Annotated in this window: 18 protein-coding genes and 1 riboswitch; of the genes, 6 read left to right on the plus strand and 12 right to left on the minus strand. The window is 54.9% G+C overall.

Going from position 1 to position 16,742, the window contains the following annotated elements; all coding sequences use genetic code 11:
* Positions 1 to 34: 34 nt before the first annotated feature.
* The 10 genes from GA0061071_RS22510 to GA0061071_RS22555 all read right to left on the minus strand — a co-directional run bounded on the left by GA0061071_RS22510 (position 35) and on the right by GA0061071_RS22555 (position 8,857).
* Positions 35 to 352 (minus strand): PTS lactose/cellobiose transporter subunit IIA, encoded by a 318-nt coding sequence (locus GA0061071_RS22510; RefSeq protein ID WP_088237704.1) that lies wholly within the window; start codon positions 350 to 352, stop codon positions 35 to 37.
* 4 nt (positions 353 to 356) lie between these two features.
* A complete protein-coding gene (locus tag GA0061071_RS22515; RefSeq protein WP_061499003.1) occupies positions 357 to 662 on the minus strand; it encodes a PTS sugar transporter subunit IIB in 306 nt (101 codons plus the stop codon).
* Between the two features lie 145 nt (positions 663 to 807).
* Positions 808 to 2,349 carry a sensor domain-containing diguanylate cyclase gene (locus tag GA0061071_RS22520; RefSeq protein WP_088237703.1) on the minus strand — a complete coding sequence of 514 codons (1,542 nt, stop codon included), beginning with the start codon at positions 2,347 to 2,349 and terminating at the stop codon, positions 808 to 810.
* Positions 2,350 to 2,676: 327 nt separating this feature from the next.
* Positions 2,677 to 3,831 (minus strand): 2-iminoacetate synthase ThiH, encoded by a 1,155-nt coding sequence (gene thiH / locus GA0061071_RS22525; protein ID WP_088237702.1) that lies wholly within the window; start codon positions 3,829 to 3,831, stop codon positions 2,677 to 2,679.
* The gene (thiG, locus tag GA0061071_RS22530; protein ID WP_061498994.1) at positions 3,828 to 4,598 is read right to left on the minus strand and encodes a thiazole synthase; all 771 of its coding nucleotides are present in this window, start codon (positions 4,596 to 4,598) and stop codon (positions 3,828 to 3,830) included. The genes thiH and thiG overlap by 4 nt, the downstream gene beginning before the upstream one ends.
* Position 4,599: 1 nt before the next feature.
* Entirely contained in the window at positions 4,600 to 4,800 is a 201-nt protein-coding gene (gene thiS, locus GA0061071_RS22535) for a sulfur carrier protein ThiS (RefSeq protein WP_061498992.1), read from the minus strand.
* A complete protein-coding gene (locus GA0061071_RS22540; protein ID WP_061498989.1) occupies positions 4,781 to 5,539 on the minus strand; it encodes a HesA/MoeB/ThiF family protein in 759 nt (252 codons plus the stop codon). The genes thiS and GA0061071_RS22540 overlap by 20 nt, the downstream gene beginning before the upstream one ends.
* Positions 5,532 to 6,167 (minus strand): thiamine phosphate synthase, encoded by a 636-nt coding sequence (gene thiE / locus GA0061071_RS22545; RefSeq protein ID WP_088237701.1) that lies wholly within the window; start codon positions 6,165 to 6,167, stop codon positions 5,532 to 5,534. Before thiE ends, GA0061071_RS22540 begins: the two co-directional genes overlap by 8 nt.
* Positions 6,167 to 8,059: a phosphomethylpyrimidine synthase ThiC gene (thiC, locus tag GA0061071_RS22550; RefSeq protein ID WP_088237700.1), complete on the minus strand. Its 1,893-nt coding sequence runs from the start codon at positions 8,057 to 8,059 to the stop codon at positions 6,167 to 6,169. The genes thiE and thiC overlap by 1 nt, the downstream gene beginning before the upstream one ends.
* 85 nt (positions 8,060 to 8,144) lie before the next feature.
* Positions 8,145 to 8,298, minus strand: a riboswitch (TPP riboswitch).
* A gap of 55 nt (positions 8,299 to 8,353) precedes the next feature.
* Positions 8,354 to 8,857, minus strand: a complete 504-nt coding sequence (locus tag GA0061071_RS22555; protein ID WP_061498978.1) for an Rsd/AlgQ family anti-sigma factor — start codon at positions 8,855 to 8,857, stop codon at positions 8,354 to 8,356.
* A 92-nt stretch (positions 8,858 to 8,949) separates the two neighbouring features.
* Between GA0061071_RS22555 and nudC the strand changes: the two genes are divergently transcribed.
* The 6 genes from nudC (at position 8,950) to GA0061071_RS22585 (ending at position 13,304) form a co-directional block, all read left to right on the plus strand.
* Complete coding sequence (nudC, locus tag GA0061071_RS22560) at positions 8,950 to 9,723, plus strand: NAD(+) diphosphatase (protein ID WP_061498975.1); 774 nt, start codon at positions 8,950 to 8,952, stop codon at positions 9,721 to 9,723.
* A gap of 39 nt (positions 9,724 to 9,762) precedes the next feature.
* A complete protein-coding gene (gene hemE, locus GA0061071_RS22565; protein ID WP_088237699.1) occupies positions 9,763 to 10,827 on the plus strand; it encodes a uroporphyrinogen decarboxylase in 1,065 nt (354 codons plus the stop codon).
* Positions 10,828 to 10,836: 9 nt separating this feature from the next.
* Positions 10,837 to 11,517 (plus strand): deoxyribonuclease V, encoded by a 681-nt coding sequence (nfi, locus tag GA0061071_RS22570; RefSeq protein ID WP_061498971.1) that lies wholly within the window; start codon positions 10,837 to 10,839, stop codon positions 11,515 to 11,517.
* 32 nt (positions 11,518 to 11,549) lie between these two features.
* Positions 11,550 to 12,140: a YjaG family protein gene (locus GA0061071_RS22575; protein ID WP_061498966.1), complete on the plus strand. Its 591-nt coding sequence runs from the start codon at positions 11,550 to 11,552 to the stop codon at positions 12,138 to 12,140.
* 186 nt (positions 12,141 to 12,326) lie between these two features.
* Positions 12,327 to 12,599 (plus strand): nucleoid-associated protein HU-alpha, encoded by a 273-nt coding sequence (hupA, locus tag GA0061071_RS22580; protein WP_035890328.1) that lies wholly within the window; start codon positions 12,327 to 12,329, stop codon positions 12,597 to 12,599.
* A gap of 12 nt (positions 12,600 to 12,611) precedes the next feature.
* A complete protein-coding gene (locus tag GA0061071_RS22585; RefSeq protein WP_061500248.1) occupies positions 12,612 to 13,304 on the plus strand; it encodes a DUF1481 domain-containing protein in 693 nt (230 codons plus the stop codon).
* 108 nt (positions 13,305 to 13,412) lie between these two features.
* Here GA0061071_RS22585 and purD read toward each other — a convergent pair whose 3' ends face one another.
* Both purD and purH read right to left on the minus strand, forming a co-directional pair.
* A complete protein-coding gene (gene purD, locus GA0061071_RS22590) occupies positions 13,413 to 14,705 on the minus strand; it encodes a phosphoribosylamine--glycine ligase (RefSeq protein ID WP_061498962.1) in 1,293 nt (430 codons plus the stop codon).
* 15 nt (positions 14,706 to 14,720) lie between these two features.
* Positions 14,721 to 16,310 (minus strand): bifunctional phosphoribosylaminoimidazolecarboxamide formyltransferase/IMP cyclohydrolase, encoded by a 1,590-nt coding sequence (gene purH / locus GA0061071_RS22595; protein ID WP_061498959.1) that lies wholly within the window; start codon positions 16,308 to 16,310, stop codon positions 14,721 to 14,723.
* Positions 16,311 to 16,742: the final 432 nt, after the last annotated feature.

Consider the following 16,742-nt stretch of genomic DNA (forward strand, 5'->3'; position numbering starts at 1 on the left):
CCCGCGGCGCAGGCATTTTCATAAAGAGAGAGGATCAGTCGCGCAGTGGCAACCGGCGGAACAATTCGATCATATCGCCGGCCAGATCCTGAATCACCATCGCGTTCATCAGGTGATCCTGCGAATGGACAGTGATCAGGTTGACCGGTAGTTTGCCGCTGCCCTCATCCAATCCGATCAGTTGCGTTTGTATTTTATGCGCAGCCTTCACATACTCTCGCGACTCTTCCATCGCTTGTTCCGCGCCGTCAAAATCACCTTTACGCGCCAGTTGCAGAGCCGTCAGCGCCTGGCTGCGCGCGGCTCCGGCATTAACCAGCAACTCCATAATGATGGTTTCTAACTCTTCCATGCGTTTACTCCAGTAATTTAAGGGCTTTTTCCAGTACGACATCACCCTTCATCATGCCGTAATCCATCATATCGATAACCGCAACTTTTTTACCCAGCGGTTCCGCCTGCGCCTGCAGCTTTGCCTGCTCGTATTTCACTTGCGGCCCCAGCAACACGATATCTGCCGTTGCAATCTCGTCCTTAAATTCTGCGACAGGAACCGCCTTAATAGAAACGTCGACGCCTTTTTTCTGCGCTGCGTCTTTCATGCGTTGCACCAACATGCTGGTGGACATACCCGCAGCACAACATAAAACGATGTTTTTCATAGTCAGCCTCGGTGTTGATGGGATAAGTGATAATGATCCTGCATCGCCGGGTTCAACAACCGCTTTACCATGATTGTGTGTATGGCATCACAAAGAATCCCTGATTTTCGTGAAACCGGTTACAGGTGCGGCGACATTCGTGGCATTAACCGCTATTTACTTGCAGGATCCGATTTTTACCTTGCTGTTTCGCTTTATAAAGCGCCTCGTCGACGCTGACGATAAGTTGCTCTAGTGGCTCCATATGCCACTCACCAATCCCGGCGCTGAAAGTGACGGTCAATCCTTCTTCACGCCAGCTCCGGCCTTCTACATTTTTGCGCCATTGCTCCAGCAAAGCAGTCGCATCCGTGAGTGATGTGTGTGGGAAAAGAACCGCGAACTCCTCACCGCCGTAGCGATAAACCGAAAGGGTGTGTGGTTGCATCACCTGAATCCCTTCCCGCGCGACGTTACGCAGCACGATATCGCCGTTTAGATGGCCCCAGATATCGTTAATGGATTTGAAATTATCAATATCCACGAGTGCCAGGGAAAATGGCTGGTGATCATTCATCAGCGCAGCAATATCACCATCGAACGCACGGCGGTTTTTACAGTTAGTTAGCGCATCTATGGTTGCCTGTCGCACCCAGGACTGCTCGCGCTCTTTATTGCTGAGGATGGCTTTACTGAGCATGGCCTCAAGCTTTGGTGCCCGTTTTACATCACCGGTGTTTATCGAATCAATGATATTCATCAGTACCGTACGTGAGGCGTGGCGCAAATACAGACCAAACAGGATGATCAGGACGGCGGCAGTACCAAATCCCCAGCTAACAATCAGCGTGGAGTGCCGGGTCAGGCTATCAAGCGTGGCGGTGGAAACCTTATAAATGGCGAACCAGTCCGGGTTGGTAAAGGAATAGTAGTAATACCATGTCGCCGTTTTTTCGTCGTAGACCATCCCTTCACCACTGGTCATCGCTGACAGTAATTCCGGTCTGACGAAGGTTTTGAACAGCGCGCCACTGTCCGGATGCAGCATCGCTTTGCCTTCACGGTCAACAATAAAAAATTCGCCGGGCATCGGCGATTGGGTGGTACGCAGCGTAAAGCTCATTGAGGCGACGTCGAGGTGAAAAGCCAGCGTACCTTTAAGCTTGCCATCCGGCGTGATCACCGGCTTATAAATGCTGACTGTCGGATTGTGGGTAAAGTAATCCTCATAGGCGCTGGTGTAGTGGTTAAACATGCTGGCTTCCGCCTGATGCATAAACCACGGACGTGTTCTGGCATCAAACTGGTCGCTCTCGGCATTGGCGATCACCTGCGGAGCACGGAGGTGATCGCCACGCGAATCAGCCAGTGAAATCGAAGAGACTGATGGCATCAGCGCCAGCAATTGCATCAGTAATTTGAGCCCGTGTTCCCGATCGCCCGTTACCGTGGTGTCCAATTGATCGTCCTGGGCGAAGAAGGTGGCGGCGCGGTTCAGGATGTAGTCATTCTCGCGAAGGATCGACTGTGTGTAATTTAATGCCAGGTTATGGGTAAAGTTACGATTTATATCGTGGTATCTCTCCAGCATTTCCTTTTGCTGACTGAAGGTCACCAAAAAAGCGATGACGATAAAACTCACAAAAATCCCGGCGAAGCTCAACAGAATCGGGGTTGTGAACGAGAGTTGTCGACTGTGAATTTTCATATCCTTGATCATTCATCATTGAGGTGGCAGGTAAAGTATAAGGGGTTAGAGGAAAGATGAGGGTTACATCAACATCGAACATGCATGCCGTACCGGCATTTATTATGCGGTGATTATAACGCCTGCTAAATCGGTCATGACGAAATATTGTGCTCTTTCGCGACGTACCGATTTTACCGGTGATGAAAAGGAATAATGAAAAGCGGAGCGGCCATGAGGGGATTTAGCCGCTCCGGTCAGTCTGATAACCTGACGCAAGAATAATGCCGGAGCGGGAGCGCTGGCGCGACTGCACGATCCGGGTTTTACGGGATGTACCGTAAAATTTTACCCCGTTATCAGCGTGTTGCTGTTTTTTTGCGGCGCGCGTCCCAACCAGCTATCCCAATCTTTCCATACCGGTTGCAACCCGCGCGCCATCAACGCGCTGGCGACGTCTTGCGGTCGCCGACCATCGTGCGGGGAGAATTGTTCCAGCTCCGGGTGATTATCCGCATAGCCTCCGGGTTGAGTTTTGGAAAACGCGCTGACGTTATTGATAGCCAGCGGGATAACGTGATCGCGAAAATGGGGGGATTCGCGGGTCGAGAGTGACAGTTCGACATCCGGTGCCAGCAGGCGGAAGGCGCAGATGGTTTGTACCAGTTGGCGTTCATCCATGATCGATGCCGGCTCAATACCGCCAGTGCAGGGCCGTAAACGGGGAAATGAAATGGAATAGCGACTCTGCCAGTAGTGTTGCTGTAACCACAGCAGGTGTTCCGCCACCATATAACAGTCCACCCGCCAGCTGTCGCTCAGACCAATTAATGCCCCCAGACCGATTTTATCGATCCCCGCACGCCCCAGTCGATCCGGTGTTTCCAGCCGCCAGATAAAATCCTGCTTTTTACCCCGCAGATGATGTTTTGCGTACATGCTCTGGTGATAGGTTTCCTGATAGACCATGACGCCATCCAGACCGAGGGTTTTCAGCTCGGCATATTCTTCCTGAGCGAGAGGCTGAACTTCCATCTGTAATGAAGCGAACTGGCGGCGAATGGAAGGGAAATGGCGGCGAAAATAATCCATCCCTACTTTTCCCTGATGTTCACCGGTGACCAATAACAGATGCTCAAACCCCAGCTCACGTAGCGCGGCGCACTCGCGGGCAATCTCGTTCTCATCCAGCGTCTTGCGTTTCAGGTGATTGCTCATTGAGAAACCACAATAGGTGCAATCATTTGCGCAGAGATTGGAAAGATATAACGGCACATAGAAGCTTACCGTGTTGCCAAAACGCTGGCGGGTAAGTTTTTGCGCCTGCTGCGCCATCGGTTCAAGAAAGTCGCTGGCGGCGGGGGAGAGCAGCGCCATCAAATCTTCTCGCGTGATATGTGGTGCGTGGAGCGCCCGCTCAACATCCGCCGTGGTTTTGCTGTGGATCCGCAGACGAATATCGTCCCAATTCAGTTGTCGCCAACGTTCGGTAAAGGTGGTCATAAGGCACTCTCCAGGAAACCGGTGAGCGGGCTGGTGGCGGTCGCGTAACGCTGCCGCGCGCCGGGTACGGCATCGCGCGCCAACGAACCGGCTTCTACCGCCAGGCGGAAAGCGCGTGCCATGGCGACCGGGTCGTCGGCCACGGCGATGGCGGTATTCACCAGCACCGCATCGGCCCCCATTTCCAATGCCAGGGCGGCATGGCTGGGCGCGCCGATGCCCGCATCGACCACCACCGGTACGCTGGCCTGTTCGATGATAATCTCCAGCATTGCGCGCGTTTCCAGCCCCTGGTTTGATCCTATCGGTGCGCCAAGCGGCATCACCGCTGCGCAGCCCACCTCTTCCAGCCGCTTACACAGGACCGGATCGGCACCGCAATAGGGCAGCACGACAAAACCCATTTGCACCAGTTTCTCTGCGGCGCGCAGGGTTTCTATCGGATCGGGCAGCAGCCAGCGTGCATCCGGGTGAATCTCCAGTTTTAACCAGTGGGTGCCGAGTGCTTCCCGCGCCAGTTGTGCGGCAAAGATAGCCTCTTCCGCATTTTTTGCCCCCGAGGTGTTGGGCAATAGCGTCACGCCCGCTTCACGCAGCGGCTGCAAAATACCGTCGCTGTGCTGGCGCAGATCGACCCGTTTCATCGCCAGCGTCACCAGTTCGCTGCCGGATGCGCGAATCGCCTCGATCATAAGTTGTGGCGCGGCGAATTTACCCGTACCGGTAAACAGTCGTGAAGAAAACGTTTTATCTGCAATACGTAACATCTCAGCCCCCTGCAATAACCTGAAATAGCAGGATCCGATCGCCGTCCTGCACAAGATGGTCTTCCCACTGCTCGCGCGGCAGGATCTGTTCGTTTAACGCCAGTGCGACGCCCGGTTTTAACTGGTTGAGCTGGTTAAGCAGCGTGGCAATGGAAAGCCCGGAAGTGCAGCGCATCGGTTCGTCATTGAAGCGTATTTGCATCTTGCCCTCCGCAAACCGGACAATTGCTGGCGCGATGTAGTGCCAGGGTTCGCCAGAGATTGGTTCGGGCATCAAACAGGCGCAGTTCGCCGCTGGTGGTGTGCATGCCGCTCAACAATTTGACGGTTTCCAGTGCCTGCATTGCACCCATGATCCCCACAACCGGACCCACAATCCCTGCCGTGCGGCAGTTGCGTTCCGGTTCGCTTTCGTCCGGCCACAGGCAGCGATAGCAACCATGCTGCCAGGGCGGTGTCAGTACCATGAGCTGGCCGCCAAAACCGACAGCGCTGGCAGTAACCAGCGGGGTTTCCAGCGCGACGCAAGCTGCGTTGACGGCCTGTCGTGTGATCATATTGTCACTGCAATCCAGCACTACATCTGCCTGAGCAACTTGCTGGTGCAGCGCCTCGCCGTGTAAGCGTTGTTGCAGGGGAATCAGTGCAATATCGGGGTTGAGTTGCTGCAACCGCTGTGCGGTAACCAGGGTTTTTGGCTGATTGATATCGTCGGTGGTAAAGAGGATCTGCCGCTGAAGGTTGCTCAGATGCACGGCATCGTCATCCGCCAGCACCAGCGTGCCGATACCTGCACCGGCAAGGTACACCGCTGCAGGGGCGCCGAGGCCGCCAAGGCCGACAACCAGCACCCGGCTGGCAAGCAGCTTTTGCTGGCCGACAATGGCAATATCTTCCAGCAGGATCTGGCGGCTGTAGCGCATAAAATCGCGATCATTCATCTCCCACCCCCGCAAGTGTCAGCAACTGTTCCGTGGCCTGCCGCCAGTCTGCGGCCTGGGTGATGGCGCTGACCACCGCTATGCTGCCGACGCCTTTCGCCAGCACATCTGCTGCGCGCGAAAGGCTGATCCCGCCAATGGCGACCGTAGGGTAATCTCCCAGTCGCGCAATATGGCGCGCCAGTTGTTCCAGCCCCTGTGGCGCGGAGGGCATCTGTTTGGTTTGTGTCGGGAAAACATGGCCGAGTGCGATATACGAAGGGCGTGCCGCCAGCGCGATATCCATCTCCATATCGTCATGCGTGGAGACGCCCAGGCGCAGACCCGCCGCGCGAATGGCGCTTAGGTCGGCGGTTTCCAGGTCTTCCTGGCCAAGATGTACGCCGTACGCCTGGTGTTTTATGGCCAGCCGCCAGTAGTCATTGATAAATAACCGCGCGTTGTAACGGCGTCCCAGTGCGATGGCGGCAGCGACATCGTCTTCGACCTCAGGGTCGCGTTTGTCTTTGATACGCAGTTGCAGGGTGCGCACGCCCGCTTCCAGCAAGCGGGCGATCCACTCAACGCTGTCCACAACCGGGTAGAGCCCGAGACGAAACGGTACCGGAGGAAAGTCGGGTTGGTACATCAGGCTTCCTCCTTTTTCAGGTAGATTTCCCCGCCGCGGGCGCGGAAGTCGTTCGACTTATCATGCATCCCGACTTCGATGGCCTGCACCGCCGCGTAATCGCGCACTTCCTGCGAGATTTTCATCGAGCAGAATTTCGGCCCGCACATTGAGCAGAAGTGAGCGATTTTGCCGGACTCCTGCGGTAGGGTTTCATCGTGGTAAGCACGGGCGGTAAAAGGATCCAGCGCAAGATTAAACTGATCTTCCCAGCGGAACTCAAAACGGGCTTTCGACATGGCGTTATCGCGGATCTGCGCGCCAGGGTGGCCTTTTGCCAGGTCAGCAGCATGGGCGGCGATCTTGTAGGTGATCAACCCCTGTTTAACATCCTCTTTGTTTGGCAGGCCCAGGTGTTCTTTGGGTGTGACATAACAGAGCATGGCACAGCCAAACCAGCCAATCATTGCCGCGCCAATACCGGAGGTGAAGTGGTCATAACCTGGCGCGATATCGGTGGTCAGTGGTCCGAGCGTGTAGAATGGCGCTTCGTGACAATGCTCCAGTTCTTCGGTCATATTGCGGCGGATCATCTGCATCGGCACATGCCCCGGACCTTCAATCATGACCTGCACATCATACTCCCAGGCGATTTTGGTCAGTTCACCCAGCGTATGCAGTTCGGCAAACTGCGCTTCGTCGTTGGCATCCTGGATCGAACCCGGACGCAGGCCATCGCCGAGAGACAGCGAAACATCGTATGCGGCGCAGATTTCACAAATTTCCCGGAAGTGAGTGTAAAGGAAGTTTTCTTGATGATGGGAGAGGCACCACTTCGCCATAATCGACCCGCCACGCGAAACAATGCCGGTCAGGCGCTGCGCGGTCATCGGGACGTAACGCAGCAATACGCCTGCGTGGATAGTGAAATAATCCACCCCTTGTTCCGCCTGTTCGAGCAGCGTATCGCGGAATGCCTGCCAGTTTAGATCTTCGGCGATCCCGTTCACCTTCTCCAGCGCCTGGTAGATCGGTACCGTACCGATTGGCACCGGGCTGTTACGCAGGATCCATTCGCGGGTTTCGTGAATATAGCGCCCGGTAGAGAGATCCATCACCGTGTCTGCGCCCCAGCGGGTTGACCACACCAGTTTTTCTACTTCCTCTTCGATGGACGAGGTCACGGCTGAGTTACCGATGTTGGCGTTCACTTTTACCAGAAAGTTACGCCCGATGATCATCGGTTCCGACTCCGGGTGGTTGATGTTGGCCGGAATGATCGCGCGGCCAGCGGCGACTTCATCGCGCACAAACTCTGGCGTGATATTTTTCGGCAGGCGGGCGCCAAAAGCTTCACCCGGATGCTGTCTGCGCAGCACTTCGCTACGAATACGTTCGCGGCCCATATTTTCGCGAATGGCGATAAACTCCATCTCCGGCGTGATGATCCCTTTGCGGGCGTAGTGTAGCTGGGTAACACGTTGACCAGCTTTGGCGCGGCGCGGGGTCAATAGCCCGTTGAAGCGCAGCTCATCAAGGCCTTCGTCCGCCAGACGTGCATTGGTATAAGCTGAACTGCGTTCATCAAGCGTTTCACTGTCATCACGCGCGGCGATCCAGGGGGCGCGTAACTTCGCGAGACCTTGCTGCACATCGATGGCGATTGCCGGATCGCCATACGGGCCGGAGGTGTCGTAAACCGGTACTGCTTCGTTCTCTTCAAACTGAGGGTGCTCTTTTGTACCGCCAGTCAGCGTTGGGCTGAGCTGGATTTCCCGCATTGGGATACGGATATCAGGTCGTGAACCGGTGACGTAAATACGGTGTGAATTGGGGAAAGCGGTGCCTTCCAGCGTGTCGATAAAGTGTTGCGCCTGGGCGCGTTGTTCACGGCGTGTAAGTTTTGCAGACATAGCTCATTCCAGAATTAAAAGGAGATGGCTTGTCAGACGACGGATGGAGTAATGGCAACAAACCGCCCGTAAGGGTGGTTGATGTGAATGGATTACTCTTGTTCCCTTCGCAGGTCTTAACCCGATCAGGTTCCGCGGATCCCGAATTAACGGTCTCAGCCTTTTCCACTTCATCTTTCGCGCCGCTTCGCGGCATTGCGAATTCTGTAGTGGAGAGATAGGCACTCCGACAAGAAAAACCCCCGCCCTCAGACGGGGAACTGCTTTTTAAACTACGCGTTACTTTTTAAGAATTCAAGCAGGGCGCGCCATGCCGGTTTCGTCATTGGCGCTCTCTTTGAGATTGTTATCAAAGGCCAGCACAATCAGTTTGTCTTCCAGTCTGAAGCGGGCCTCCAGCGCTTCGCCGATGTCGGAAAGCGCCTGTTGGAATTCCAGACAGTTATCATCGTCAATGGCGTTTTCCAGGCTGGTATCGTAATAATTCATGATTTCGATGGTGTTGGCTTCCAGCAGTGGATAGAGCTGGTTAGCGATTAAAAGTGGACTGCTCCCTTCCATTTCGCGAATGACGCGTTCATAAATACTGAAGTGACCTGCGGAGAGGTACTCCACCAGGTTGTGACAGAAATCGTCCAGCGCTTTTTCATTAAGCTGCATGAACGATCCTTTGCCAGGCTTAATGCCAACCAGATTGTAGTAAGAAACGAGAAGTTGCTTACGTACTAGCAGCCAATGGTCGACAAGTGTGTTACTTCCTCCAACGCGCTCTGTCAGGCTTTCTAACTGGTTTAGCATAATTGGCTCCGCAATATGTAAGTGAAAAAATGCTCACCCAAATGTAATAATAATGTTAACAAAATGCCAGTGAAGCTAAGGTAGTGCACCAAATGGTACGTATTATTGACGCACGGGATCATGGCTGGTGGATCGTAAGCCATGAACAAAAATTATGGTTGCCCGGTGGAGAATTACCACATGGGCAGGCAGGAAATTTCGATCTTGTGGGGCAGAGCGCGCTTCACATCGGCGAATGGCAGGGCGAACCGGTATGGATGATCCGCCAGAATCGCCGCCAGGAAATGGGATCCGTACGGCAGGTAATTGATCAGGACGTCGGGCTGTTCCAACTGGCCGGGCGCGGTGTGCAACTGGCGGAGTTTTACCGCTCACACCAGTTCTGCGGTTACTGTGGGCATACCATGCATCCGAGCAAAACCGAGTGGGCAATGCTGTGTGATCACTGCCGCGAGCGCTACTATCCGCAAATTGCCCCCTGCATTATCGTCGCCATCCGCCGTGATGACGCTATTCTTCTGGCGCAGCATACGCGTCATCGTAACGGGATTTACACTGTGCTGGCCGGGTTTGTTGAAGTGGGCGAAACCCTGGAGCAGGCAGTGGCCCGCGAAGTGATGGAAGAGAGCGGCATTAAAGTTAAAAATTTGCGTTATGTCACTTCCCAACCATGGCCTTTTCCTCAATCACTGATGACCGCGTTTATGGCGGAATATGACAGCGGTGATATTCATATCGACCCGAAAGAGCTGTTGGATGCGGGCTGGTATCGTTATGACGATTTACCCCTGTTGCCGCCGCCGGGCACCGTTGCGCGCCGTCTGATCGAAGATACGGTGGCGATGTGCCGCGCAGAGTATGAGTAAGGCGTATATACTGGCGACCTGACGCTTAAGGAACTGACAATGACCGAACTGAAAAACGATCGTTACCTGCGCGCGCTTCAGCGCCAGCCAGTAGACATGACGCCGGTATGGATGATGCGCCAGGCGGGCCGCTATTTACCGGAATATAAAGCGACGCGCGCGCAAGCTGGCGACTTTATGTCGCTGTGTAAAAATGCGGATCTTGCTTGCGAAGTGACGCTACAACCGCTGCGTCGCTATCCGCTTGATGCGGCGATCCTCTTCTCGGACATTCTCACCGTACCGGACGCGATGGGCCTTGGGCTCTATTTCGAAGCGGGTGAAGGGCCGCGGTTTACTTCCCCCATCACCTCAAAAGCGGATGTTGAGAAACTCCCGGTGCCGGACCCGGAAAGCGAACTGGGTTATGTGATGAACGCGGTGCGCACCATCCGTCGCGAACTGAAAGGCGAGGTGCCGCTGATTGGCTTCTCGGGTAGCCCCTGGACGCTGGCGACCTACATGGTGGAAGGTGGCAGCAGCAAAGCCTTTACCGTGATCAAAAAAATGATGTACGCCGAACCGAAGACGCTGCATCTGCTGTTGGATAAGCTGGCGCAAAGCGTCACGCTGTACCTTAATGCGCAGATCCGCGCCGGGGCGCAGTCGGTGATGATTTTTGACACCTGGGGCGGTGTTCTCACGGGGCGCGATTACCAACAGTTCTCGCTTTATTACATGCATAAAATCGTTGATGGCCTGTTGCGTGAAAATGAAGGTCGCCGCGTGCCGGTCACGCTGTTTACCAAAGGGGGTGGACAGTGGCTGGAAGCGATGGCCGAGACCGGTTGTGATGCGTTGGGGCTGGACTGGACAACGGATATCGCCGATGCGCGACGTCGTGTAGGACATAAAGTCGCCCTGCAAGGGAATATGGATCCGTCCATGCTCTATGCACCGCCTGCGCGTATTGAAGAAGAAGTGGCTTCCATTCTGGCGGGTTTCGGCAAAGGCGAGGGTCATGTGTTTAACCTTGGGCACGGCATTCATCAGGATGTTCCACCGGAACATGCCGGCGCATTTGTGGAGGCGGTGCACCGTCTGTCGGCCTCCTGGCATCAGTAAGGAGAGAATATGGATCTCGCGTCACTACGCGAACAACAACGTGAACTGGCTTCATCGGTGATTCATGAGGATCGCCTTGTGAACGATCCGCCGACGGTGATCGGCGGTGCGGATGTAGGTTTCGAGCAGGGTGGTGAAGTGACGCGAGCGGCCATGGTGCTGCTTTCGTACCCGTCGTTGGCGCTTATCGAGTACCAGGTGGCGCGTATTCCCACCACCATGCCTTACATTCCAGGTTTCCTTTCGTTTCGCGAATATCCGGCGTTGCTGGCGGCGTGGGAACAGCTTTCGCAAAAGCCGGATCTGCTTTTTGTTGATGGTCACGGCATCTCTCACCCGCGCCGCCTTGGCGTTGCCAGCCATTTTGGTCTGCTGGTCGATGTTCCGACTATTGGTGTGGCGAAGAAACGGTTGTGCGGCAAGTTTGAGCCGCTTGCCGACGAACCTGGTGCGCTCTCGCCGCTGATGGATAAAGGTGAGAAGCTGGCATGGGTGTGGCGCAGTAAAGCGCGCTGTAATCCGTTGTTTATCACGACCGGGCACCGGGTGAGCCAGGATAGTGCTCTGGCGTGGGTGCAGCGCTGTATGAAAGGCTACCGCCTGCCTGAGCCGACGCGTTGGGCAGATGCAGTGGCATCCGGTCGTCCGGCGTTCACGCGTTGGCAGGCAATTCAGCGTGATATCAGGTAAACTGCGCCTAATACCGACTTTGAGAAGCGATCATGTTACAAAACCCGATTCACCTGCGTCTGGAAAAGCTGGAAAGCTGGCAGCACGTTGTCTTTATGGCCTGTCTGTGCGAACGCATGTACCCCAATTACGCCATGTTTTGTCAGCAAACGGAGTTTGGCGATGCGCAGCTCTACCGCCGTATTCTTGACCTCGTGTGGGAAACGCAGGTGGTAAAAGACGCCAAGGTGAATTTCGACAGCCAGCTTGAGAAGCTGGAAGAGGCGATCCCTGCGGCTGATGATTACGATCTGTATGGCGTCTACCCGGCGATCGATGCCTGCGTGGCGTTAAGCGAGTTGATTCACTCACGCCTGAGCGGCGAAACGCTCGAACATGCCATCGAGGTCAGCAAGACCTCTATCACCACCGTCGCGATGCTGGAAATGACCCAGGCGGGTCGTGAAATGACCGATGAAGAACTACGACTGAACCCCGCTGTAGAGCAGGAATGGGACATTCAGTGGGAGATTTTCCGCCTTCTGGCTGACTGCGAAGAACGCGACATTGAGTTGATCAAAGGGCTACGCGCAGACTTGCGTGAGGCCGGTGACAGCAATATCGGTATAAATTTGCAGCAATGAGACAATAAAACGTGATTTAACGCCTGTTTTGTCGTGCCATAAGGCTTCCCTTCGCACCCCCGTCTGGTCTACATTTGGGGGGCGAAAATAAGTGGCTATCGGTGCGTGTATGCAGGAGAGTGCTTTTGAGGCATTTCCGTCGCACTCGATGCTTAGCAAGCGATAAACACATTGAAAGGATAACTTATGAACAAGACTCAACTGATTGATGTAATTGCAGACAAGGCTGATCTGTCTAAAGCGCAAGCGAAAGCTGCACTGGAATCCACCCTGGCTGCTATTACTGAGTCTCTGAAAGAAGGTGATGCTGTACAACTGGTTGGTTTCGGTACCTTCAAAGTGAACCACCGCGCTGAGCGTACTGGCCGCAACCCGCAGACCGGTAAAGAAATCAAAATCGCCGCAGCTAACGTGCCGGCATTTGTTTCTGGTAAGGCACTGAAAGACTCTGTTAAGTAAGACAGCGTGGCAGTGAACAGTTTTGTCGAAGGGGCGGTCTCGCCCCTTTTGTCATTCTGGCGTCGCCCGTTGATGCTGGCTGGCGCGCTGTTGCTGGCTGCCTGCAGCCATGATTCCTCCCTGCCGCCATTCACCGCCAGCGGTTTTGCCGGTGATCAGGGCGCAGTGCGTATCTGGCGCAAAGATTCCGGTGGAGAGACACACCTGCTTTCCGCTTTTAGCCCGTGGCATCACGGGAACACAACGTTGGCTGAGTATCGCTGGCAAGGCGACGCGTTGACCCTCGTCGAACTCAATATCTACGGCACTCCCCCTGAACATATTCGCGCCCGGTTTGACGATCGTGGTGAGTTGAGCTTTATGCAGCGGGAAGTTGATGGTCAGAAGCAGCAACTCTCCAGTGACCAGATTGCACTCTACCGCTATCGAGCAGAGCAAATCCGCCAGACCAGCGATGCGTTGCGTCAGGGGCGTGTGGTGCTGCGTCAGGGACGCTGGCAGGCGAATCGCACGGTGCAGACCTGTGAAGGTGAGACGGTGAAGCCAGATCTGGATGTGTATGCGTTAGAGCGCATAGAACGCCGTCAGAACCACTCCTCAGCAGCGGTCAGCGTGGCGTGGTTGGAAGCGCCGGAAGGCGCACAGCTGTTGCTGGTGGCGAATGAGGACTTCTGCCGCTGGCAACCGACAGAGAAACATTTCTGATGCATCGTCAGGGTAAGCGCAGCGCCAGCCGGTGAACTGCTGGATGGCGGCTACGCTCCTTACAAGCCTACTGGACGGTTTCCTCTCTCCGTGAGAGAGAGGAAATCATTATTTGCCCTGCTCGCGTGCTATCGCACGGTAACCAATATCCCGGCGGCTGAAGCTGCCATCCCAGTGAATATCGTTCATCAATGCGTAAGCGCGCTGCTGTGCTTCCGCAACGGTATGACCCAATGCCGTCACGCACAATACGCGCCCGCCATTGGTCAGCACCCGGTCATCAGCGTCGAGTTTGGTACCCGCGTGGAACACTTTACCGTCCGCAGCTTCTTCCAGCGGCAGACCGTGGATCACATCCCCATTGCGATAATTGCCCGGATACCCGCCGGCAGCGATGACCACGCCCAGTGAGGCCCGTGGATCCCATTCAGACGTTTTCTCATCCAGCTTACCTTCGCAGGCTGCCAGGCAAAGCTCCACCAGGTCGGATTGCATACGCAGCATGATCGGTTGCGTTTCCGGGTCGCCAAAGCGGCAGTTGAACTCGATCACTTTGGGATTGCCGAGCTTGTCGATCATCAGACCGGCATACAGGAAACCGGTGTAGGTATTGCCTTCCGCCGCCATCCCGCGCACGGTTGGCCAGATGACGCGTTCCATGGTGCGCTGATGCACTTCATCGGTAACTACCGGGGCAGGCGAGTAAGCGCCCATACCGCCGGTGTTCGGGCCTGTGTCGCCATCGCCCACGCGTTTGTGATCCTGGCTGGTGGCCATCGGCAGGACATGCTCACCGTCAACCATGACGATAAAGCTGGCTTCTTCGCCATCGAGAAACTCTTCAATAACGATACGGTGACCTGCATCGCCAAAAGCATTGCCCGCCAGCATGTCGTTAACGGCAGCTTCAGCTTCTTCAAGCGTCATGGCAACGATCACGCCTTTGCCTGCGGCCAGACCGTCGGCTTTGATCACGATGGGCGCGCCTTTTTCACGCAGGTAAGCCAGCGCGGGTTCAACTTCGGTGAAATTCTGGTACTCCGCTGTTGGAATGTTGTGGCGGGCCAGGAAATCTTTGGTGAACGCCTTGGAGCCTTCCAGTTGAGCCGCGCCCTGCGTAGGGCCAAAAATCTTCAGGCCTGCAGCGCGGAATGCATCCACCACGCCAATCACCAGCGGGGCTTCCGGGCCAACGATGGTCAAATCAATTTTTTCGTTCTGCGCGAAATTTAACAACGCGGAGATATCGGTGGCGCTGATAGCGACGTTTTGCAGCGCAGGTTCAAGCGCGGTACCGGCATTGCCCGGAGCAACATACACGGTTTCAACCAGCGGTGACTGTGCTGCTTTCCAGGCTAGAGCGTGCTCGCGCCCGCCGTTACCAATCACTAATACTTTCATTGTTTGCTCCGTAGATTAATGGCGGAAGTGGCGCATGTCGGTAAAGATCATTGCAATGCCATGTTCATCAGCGGCGGCAATTACTTCGTCATCACGAATGGAACCACCCGGCTGGATAACACAGGTCACACCGACTGCCGCGGCGGCATCAATACCATCACGGAACGGGAAGAAGGCATCAGAAGCCATGGCGGAGCCTTTCACTTCCAGCCCTTCGTCACCGGCTTTGATCCCGGCGATCTTCGCAGAGTAGACACGGCTCATCTGGCCTGCGCCAATACCGATAGTCATGTTCTCTTTTGCGTAAACAATGGCGTTGGATTTGACGAACTTCGCCACTTTCCAACAGAACAATGCATCACGCAATTCTTGTTCTGTTGGTTGACGTTTGCTGACCACGCGCAGCTCATTTTCGGTCACCATACCCAGATCGCGATCCTGAACCAGCAGACCACCGTTGACGCGTTTGAAATCCAGACCTGCGACACGCTGCGCCCATTGACCGCACACCAGAACACGCACGTTCTGTTTGGCTGCGGTGACGTTCAACGCTTCTTCGGTGGCAGATGGCGCAATGATCACTTCGACAAACTGGCGGGAGATAATCGCCTGTGCAGTTTGAGCATCCAGCTCGCGGTTAAAAGCGATAATGCCGCCGAATGCAGAAGTCGGGTCGGTTTTATATGCGCGCTCGTAGGCATCCAGAATCGAACTGCCAACGGCGACGCCACATGGGTTGGCGTGTTTCACAATCACACAGGCAGCTTCGTTGAACTCTTTTACACACTCCAGCGCGGCGTCGGTATCGGCAATGTTGTTATAGGAGAGCGCCTTGCCTTGCAGTTGTTGCGCGGTGGCGACGGAGGCTTCCTTCACCTCTTCTTCTATATAGAAGGCGGCTTGCTGGTGGCTGTTCTCGCCATAACGCATATCCTGCTTTTTAATGAAGTTCAGGTTCAACGTGCGCGGGAAGCGACCAGCAGGCTCTTTGCTCTCACCGTGATAGGCGGGTACCAGACTACCGAAGTAGTTAGCGATCATGCTGTCGTAAGCGGCAGTATGTTCAAAGGCTTTGATCGCCAGATCAAAACGGGTGTCCAGCGTCAGCGATCCTTCATTGGCATCCATCTCATTAATGATGGCGTTGTAATCGCTGCTCTTGACAACAATGGCGACATCTTTGTGGTTCTTCGCTGCGGAGCGCACCATGGTCGGGCCTCCGATATCGATATTCTCTACCGCGTCTTCCAGCGAGCAACCTTCACGGGCTACGGTCTGGGCGAACGGATAAAGGTTAACAACGACCATATCGATCGGCGCGATCGCATGTTGCGCCATGATGGCATCATCCTGGCCTCGACGGCCAAGGATGCCGCCGTGCACTTTCGGGTGCAGGGTTTTTACACGTCCATCCATCATTTCCGGAAAACCGGTGTAGTCGGAGACTTCGGTCACTGGCAGACCGTTATCTGCCAGCAGACGAGCGGTGCCGCCCGTAGAGAGCAGTTCTACGCCACGCTGAGAGAGCGCCTGTGCGAATTCGACAATACCGGCCTTGTCAGAAACACTGAGCAAAGCGCGGCGGACTGGACGACGTTGTTGCATGGTAAATCCCCTGGATTTGACTTTAACAGAGAGTGTTAGGTGAATTTTAGGATCCTTATTGATCCAAAAACTCAGCTAACACCCCAGAAGGGGTGCGTTATTTTTGCGCGGGCATTGTAACGAAAACGTTTGCGCAACGCTCGCGAATTTTTGTCCTTTTACCGGATTGTGGATAACTCTGTGTGTAAATGGGTATAAAGGCGGGTTTTGCTGTGGAATGCAGCAGTCAGTCATTTTTATGTCATTTTTCTATTGCGGGGGACTGAGAACTCCCTATAATGCGCCTCCATCGACACGGCGGATGTGAATCACTTCACACAAACAGCCGGTTCGGTTGAAGAGAAAAATCCTGAAATTCAGGGTTGACTCTGAAAGAGGAAAGCGTAATATACGCCACCTCGTGACAGCGCTCCAGAGCGCGTCACAACTGCT

Origin of the sequence: Kosakonia oryzendophytica (assembly GCF_900094925.1) — a bacterium.
GTDB classification, from domain to species: Bacteria; Pseudomonadota; Gammaproteobacteria; order Enterobacterales; family Enterobacteriaceae; genus Kosakonia; species Kosakonia oryzendophytica.

Excerpts from the sequence above, each read along its gene's own strand:
- thiG (WP_061498994.1), bottom strand. The coding sequence starts at position 4,598 with ATGTTACGTATTGCAGATAAAACGTTTTCTTCACGACTGTTTACCGGT.
- nudC (WP_061498975.1), top strand. The coding sequence starts at position 8,950 with ATGGTACGTATTATTGACGCACGGGATCATGGCTGGTGGATCGTAAGC.
- hupA (WP_035890328.1), top strand. The coding sequence starts at position 12,327 with ATGAACAAGACTCAACTGATTGATGTAATTGCAGACAAGGCTGATCTG.
- GA0061071_RS22510 (WP_088237704.1), bottom strand. The coding sequence starts at position 352 with ATGGAAGAGTTAGAAACCATCATTATGGAGTTGCTGGTTAATGCCGGA.
- GA0061071_RS22575 (WP_061498966.1), top strand. The coding sequence starts at position 11,550 with ATGTTACAAAACCCGATTCACCTGCGTCTGGAAAAGCTGGAAAGCTGG.
- thiC (WP_088237700.1), bottom strand. The coding sequence starts at position 8,059 with ATGTCTGCAAAACTTACACGCCGTGAACAACGCGCCCAGGCGCAACAC.
- purD (WP_061498962.1), bottom strand. The coding sequence starts at position 14,705 with ATGAAAGTATTAGTGATTGGTAACGGCGGGCGCGAGCACGCTCTAGCC.
- GA0061071_RS22540 (WP_061498989.1), bottom strand. The coding sequence starts at position 5,539 with ATGAATGATCGCGATTTTATGCGCTACAGCCGCCAGATCCTGCTGGAA.
- GA0061071_RS22515 (WP_061499003.1), bottom strand. The coding sequence starts at position 662 with ATGAAAAACATCGTTTTATGTTGTGCTGCGGGTATGTCCACCAGCATG.
- thiS (WP_061498992.1), bottom strand. The coding sequence starts at position 4,800 with ATGCAAATACGCTTCAATGACGAACCGATGCGCTGCACTTCCGGGCTT.
- purH (WP_061498959.1), bottom strand. The coding sequence starts at position 16,310 with ATGCAACAACGTCGTCCAGTCCGCCGCGCTTTGCTCAGTGTTTCTGAC.
- GA0061071_RS22520 (WP_088237703.1), bottom strand. The coding sequence starts at position 2,349 with ATGAAAATTCACAGTCGACAACTCTCGTTCACAACCCCGATTCTGTTG.
- GA0061071_RS22555 (WP_061498978.1), bottom strand. The coding sequence starts at position 8,857 with ATGCTAAACCAGTTAGAAAGCCTGACAGAGCGCGTTGGAGGAAGTAAC.
- thiH (WP_088237702.1), bottom strand. The coding sequence starts at position 3,831 with ATGACCACCTTTACCGAACGTTGGCGACAACTGAATTGGGACGATATT.
- thiE (WP_088237701.1), bottom strand. The coding sequence starts at position 6,167 with ATGTACCAACCCGACTTTCCTCCGGTACCGTTTCGTCTCGGGCTCTAC.
- nfi (WP_061498971.1), top strand. The coding sequence starts at position 10,837 with ATGGATCTCGCGTCACTACGCGAACAACAACGTGAACTGGCTTCATCG.
- hemE (WP_088237699.1), top strand. The coding sequence starts at position 9,763 with ATGACCGAACTGAAAAACGATCGTTACCTGCGCGCGCTTCAGCGCCAG.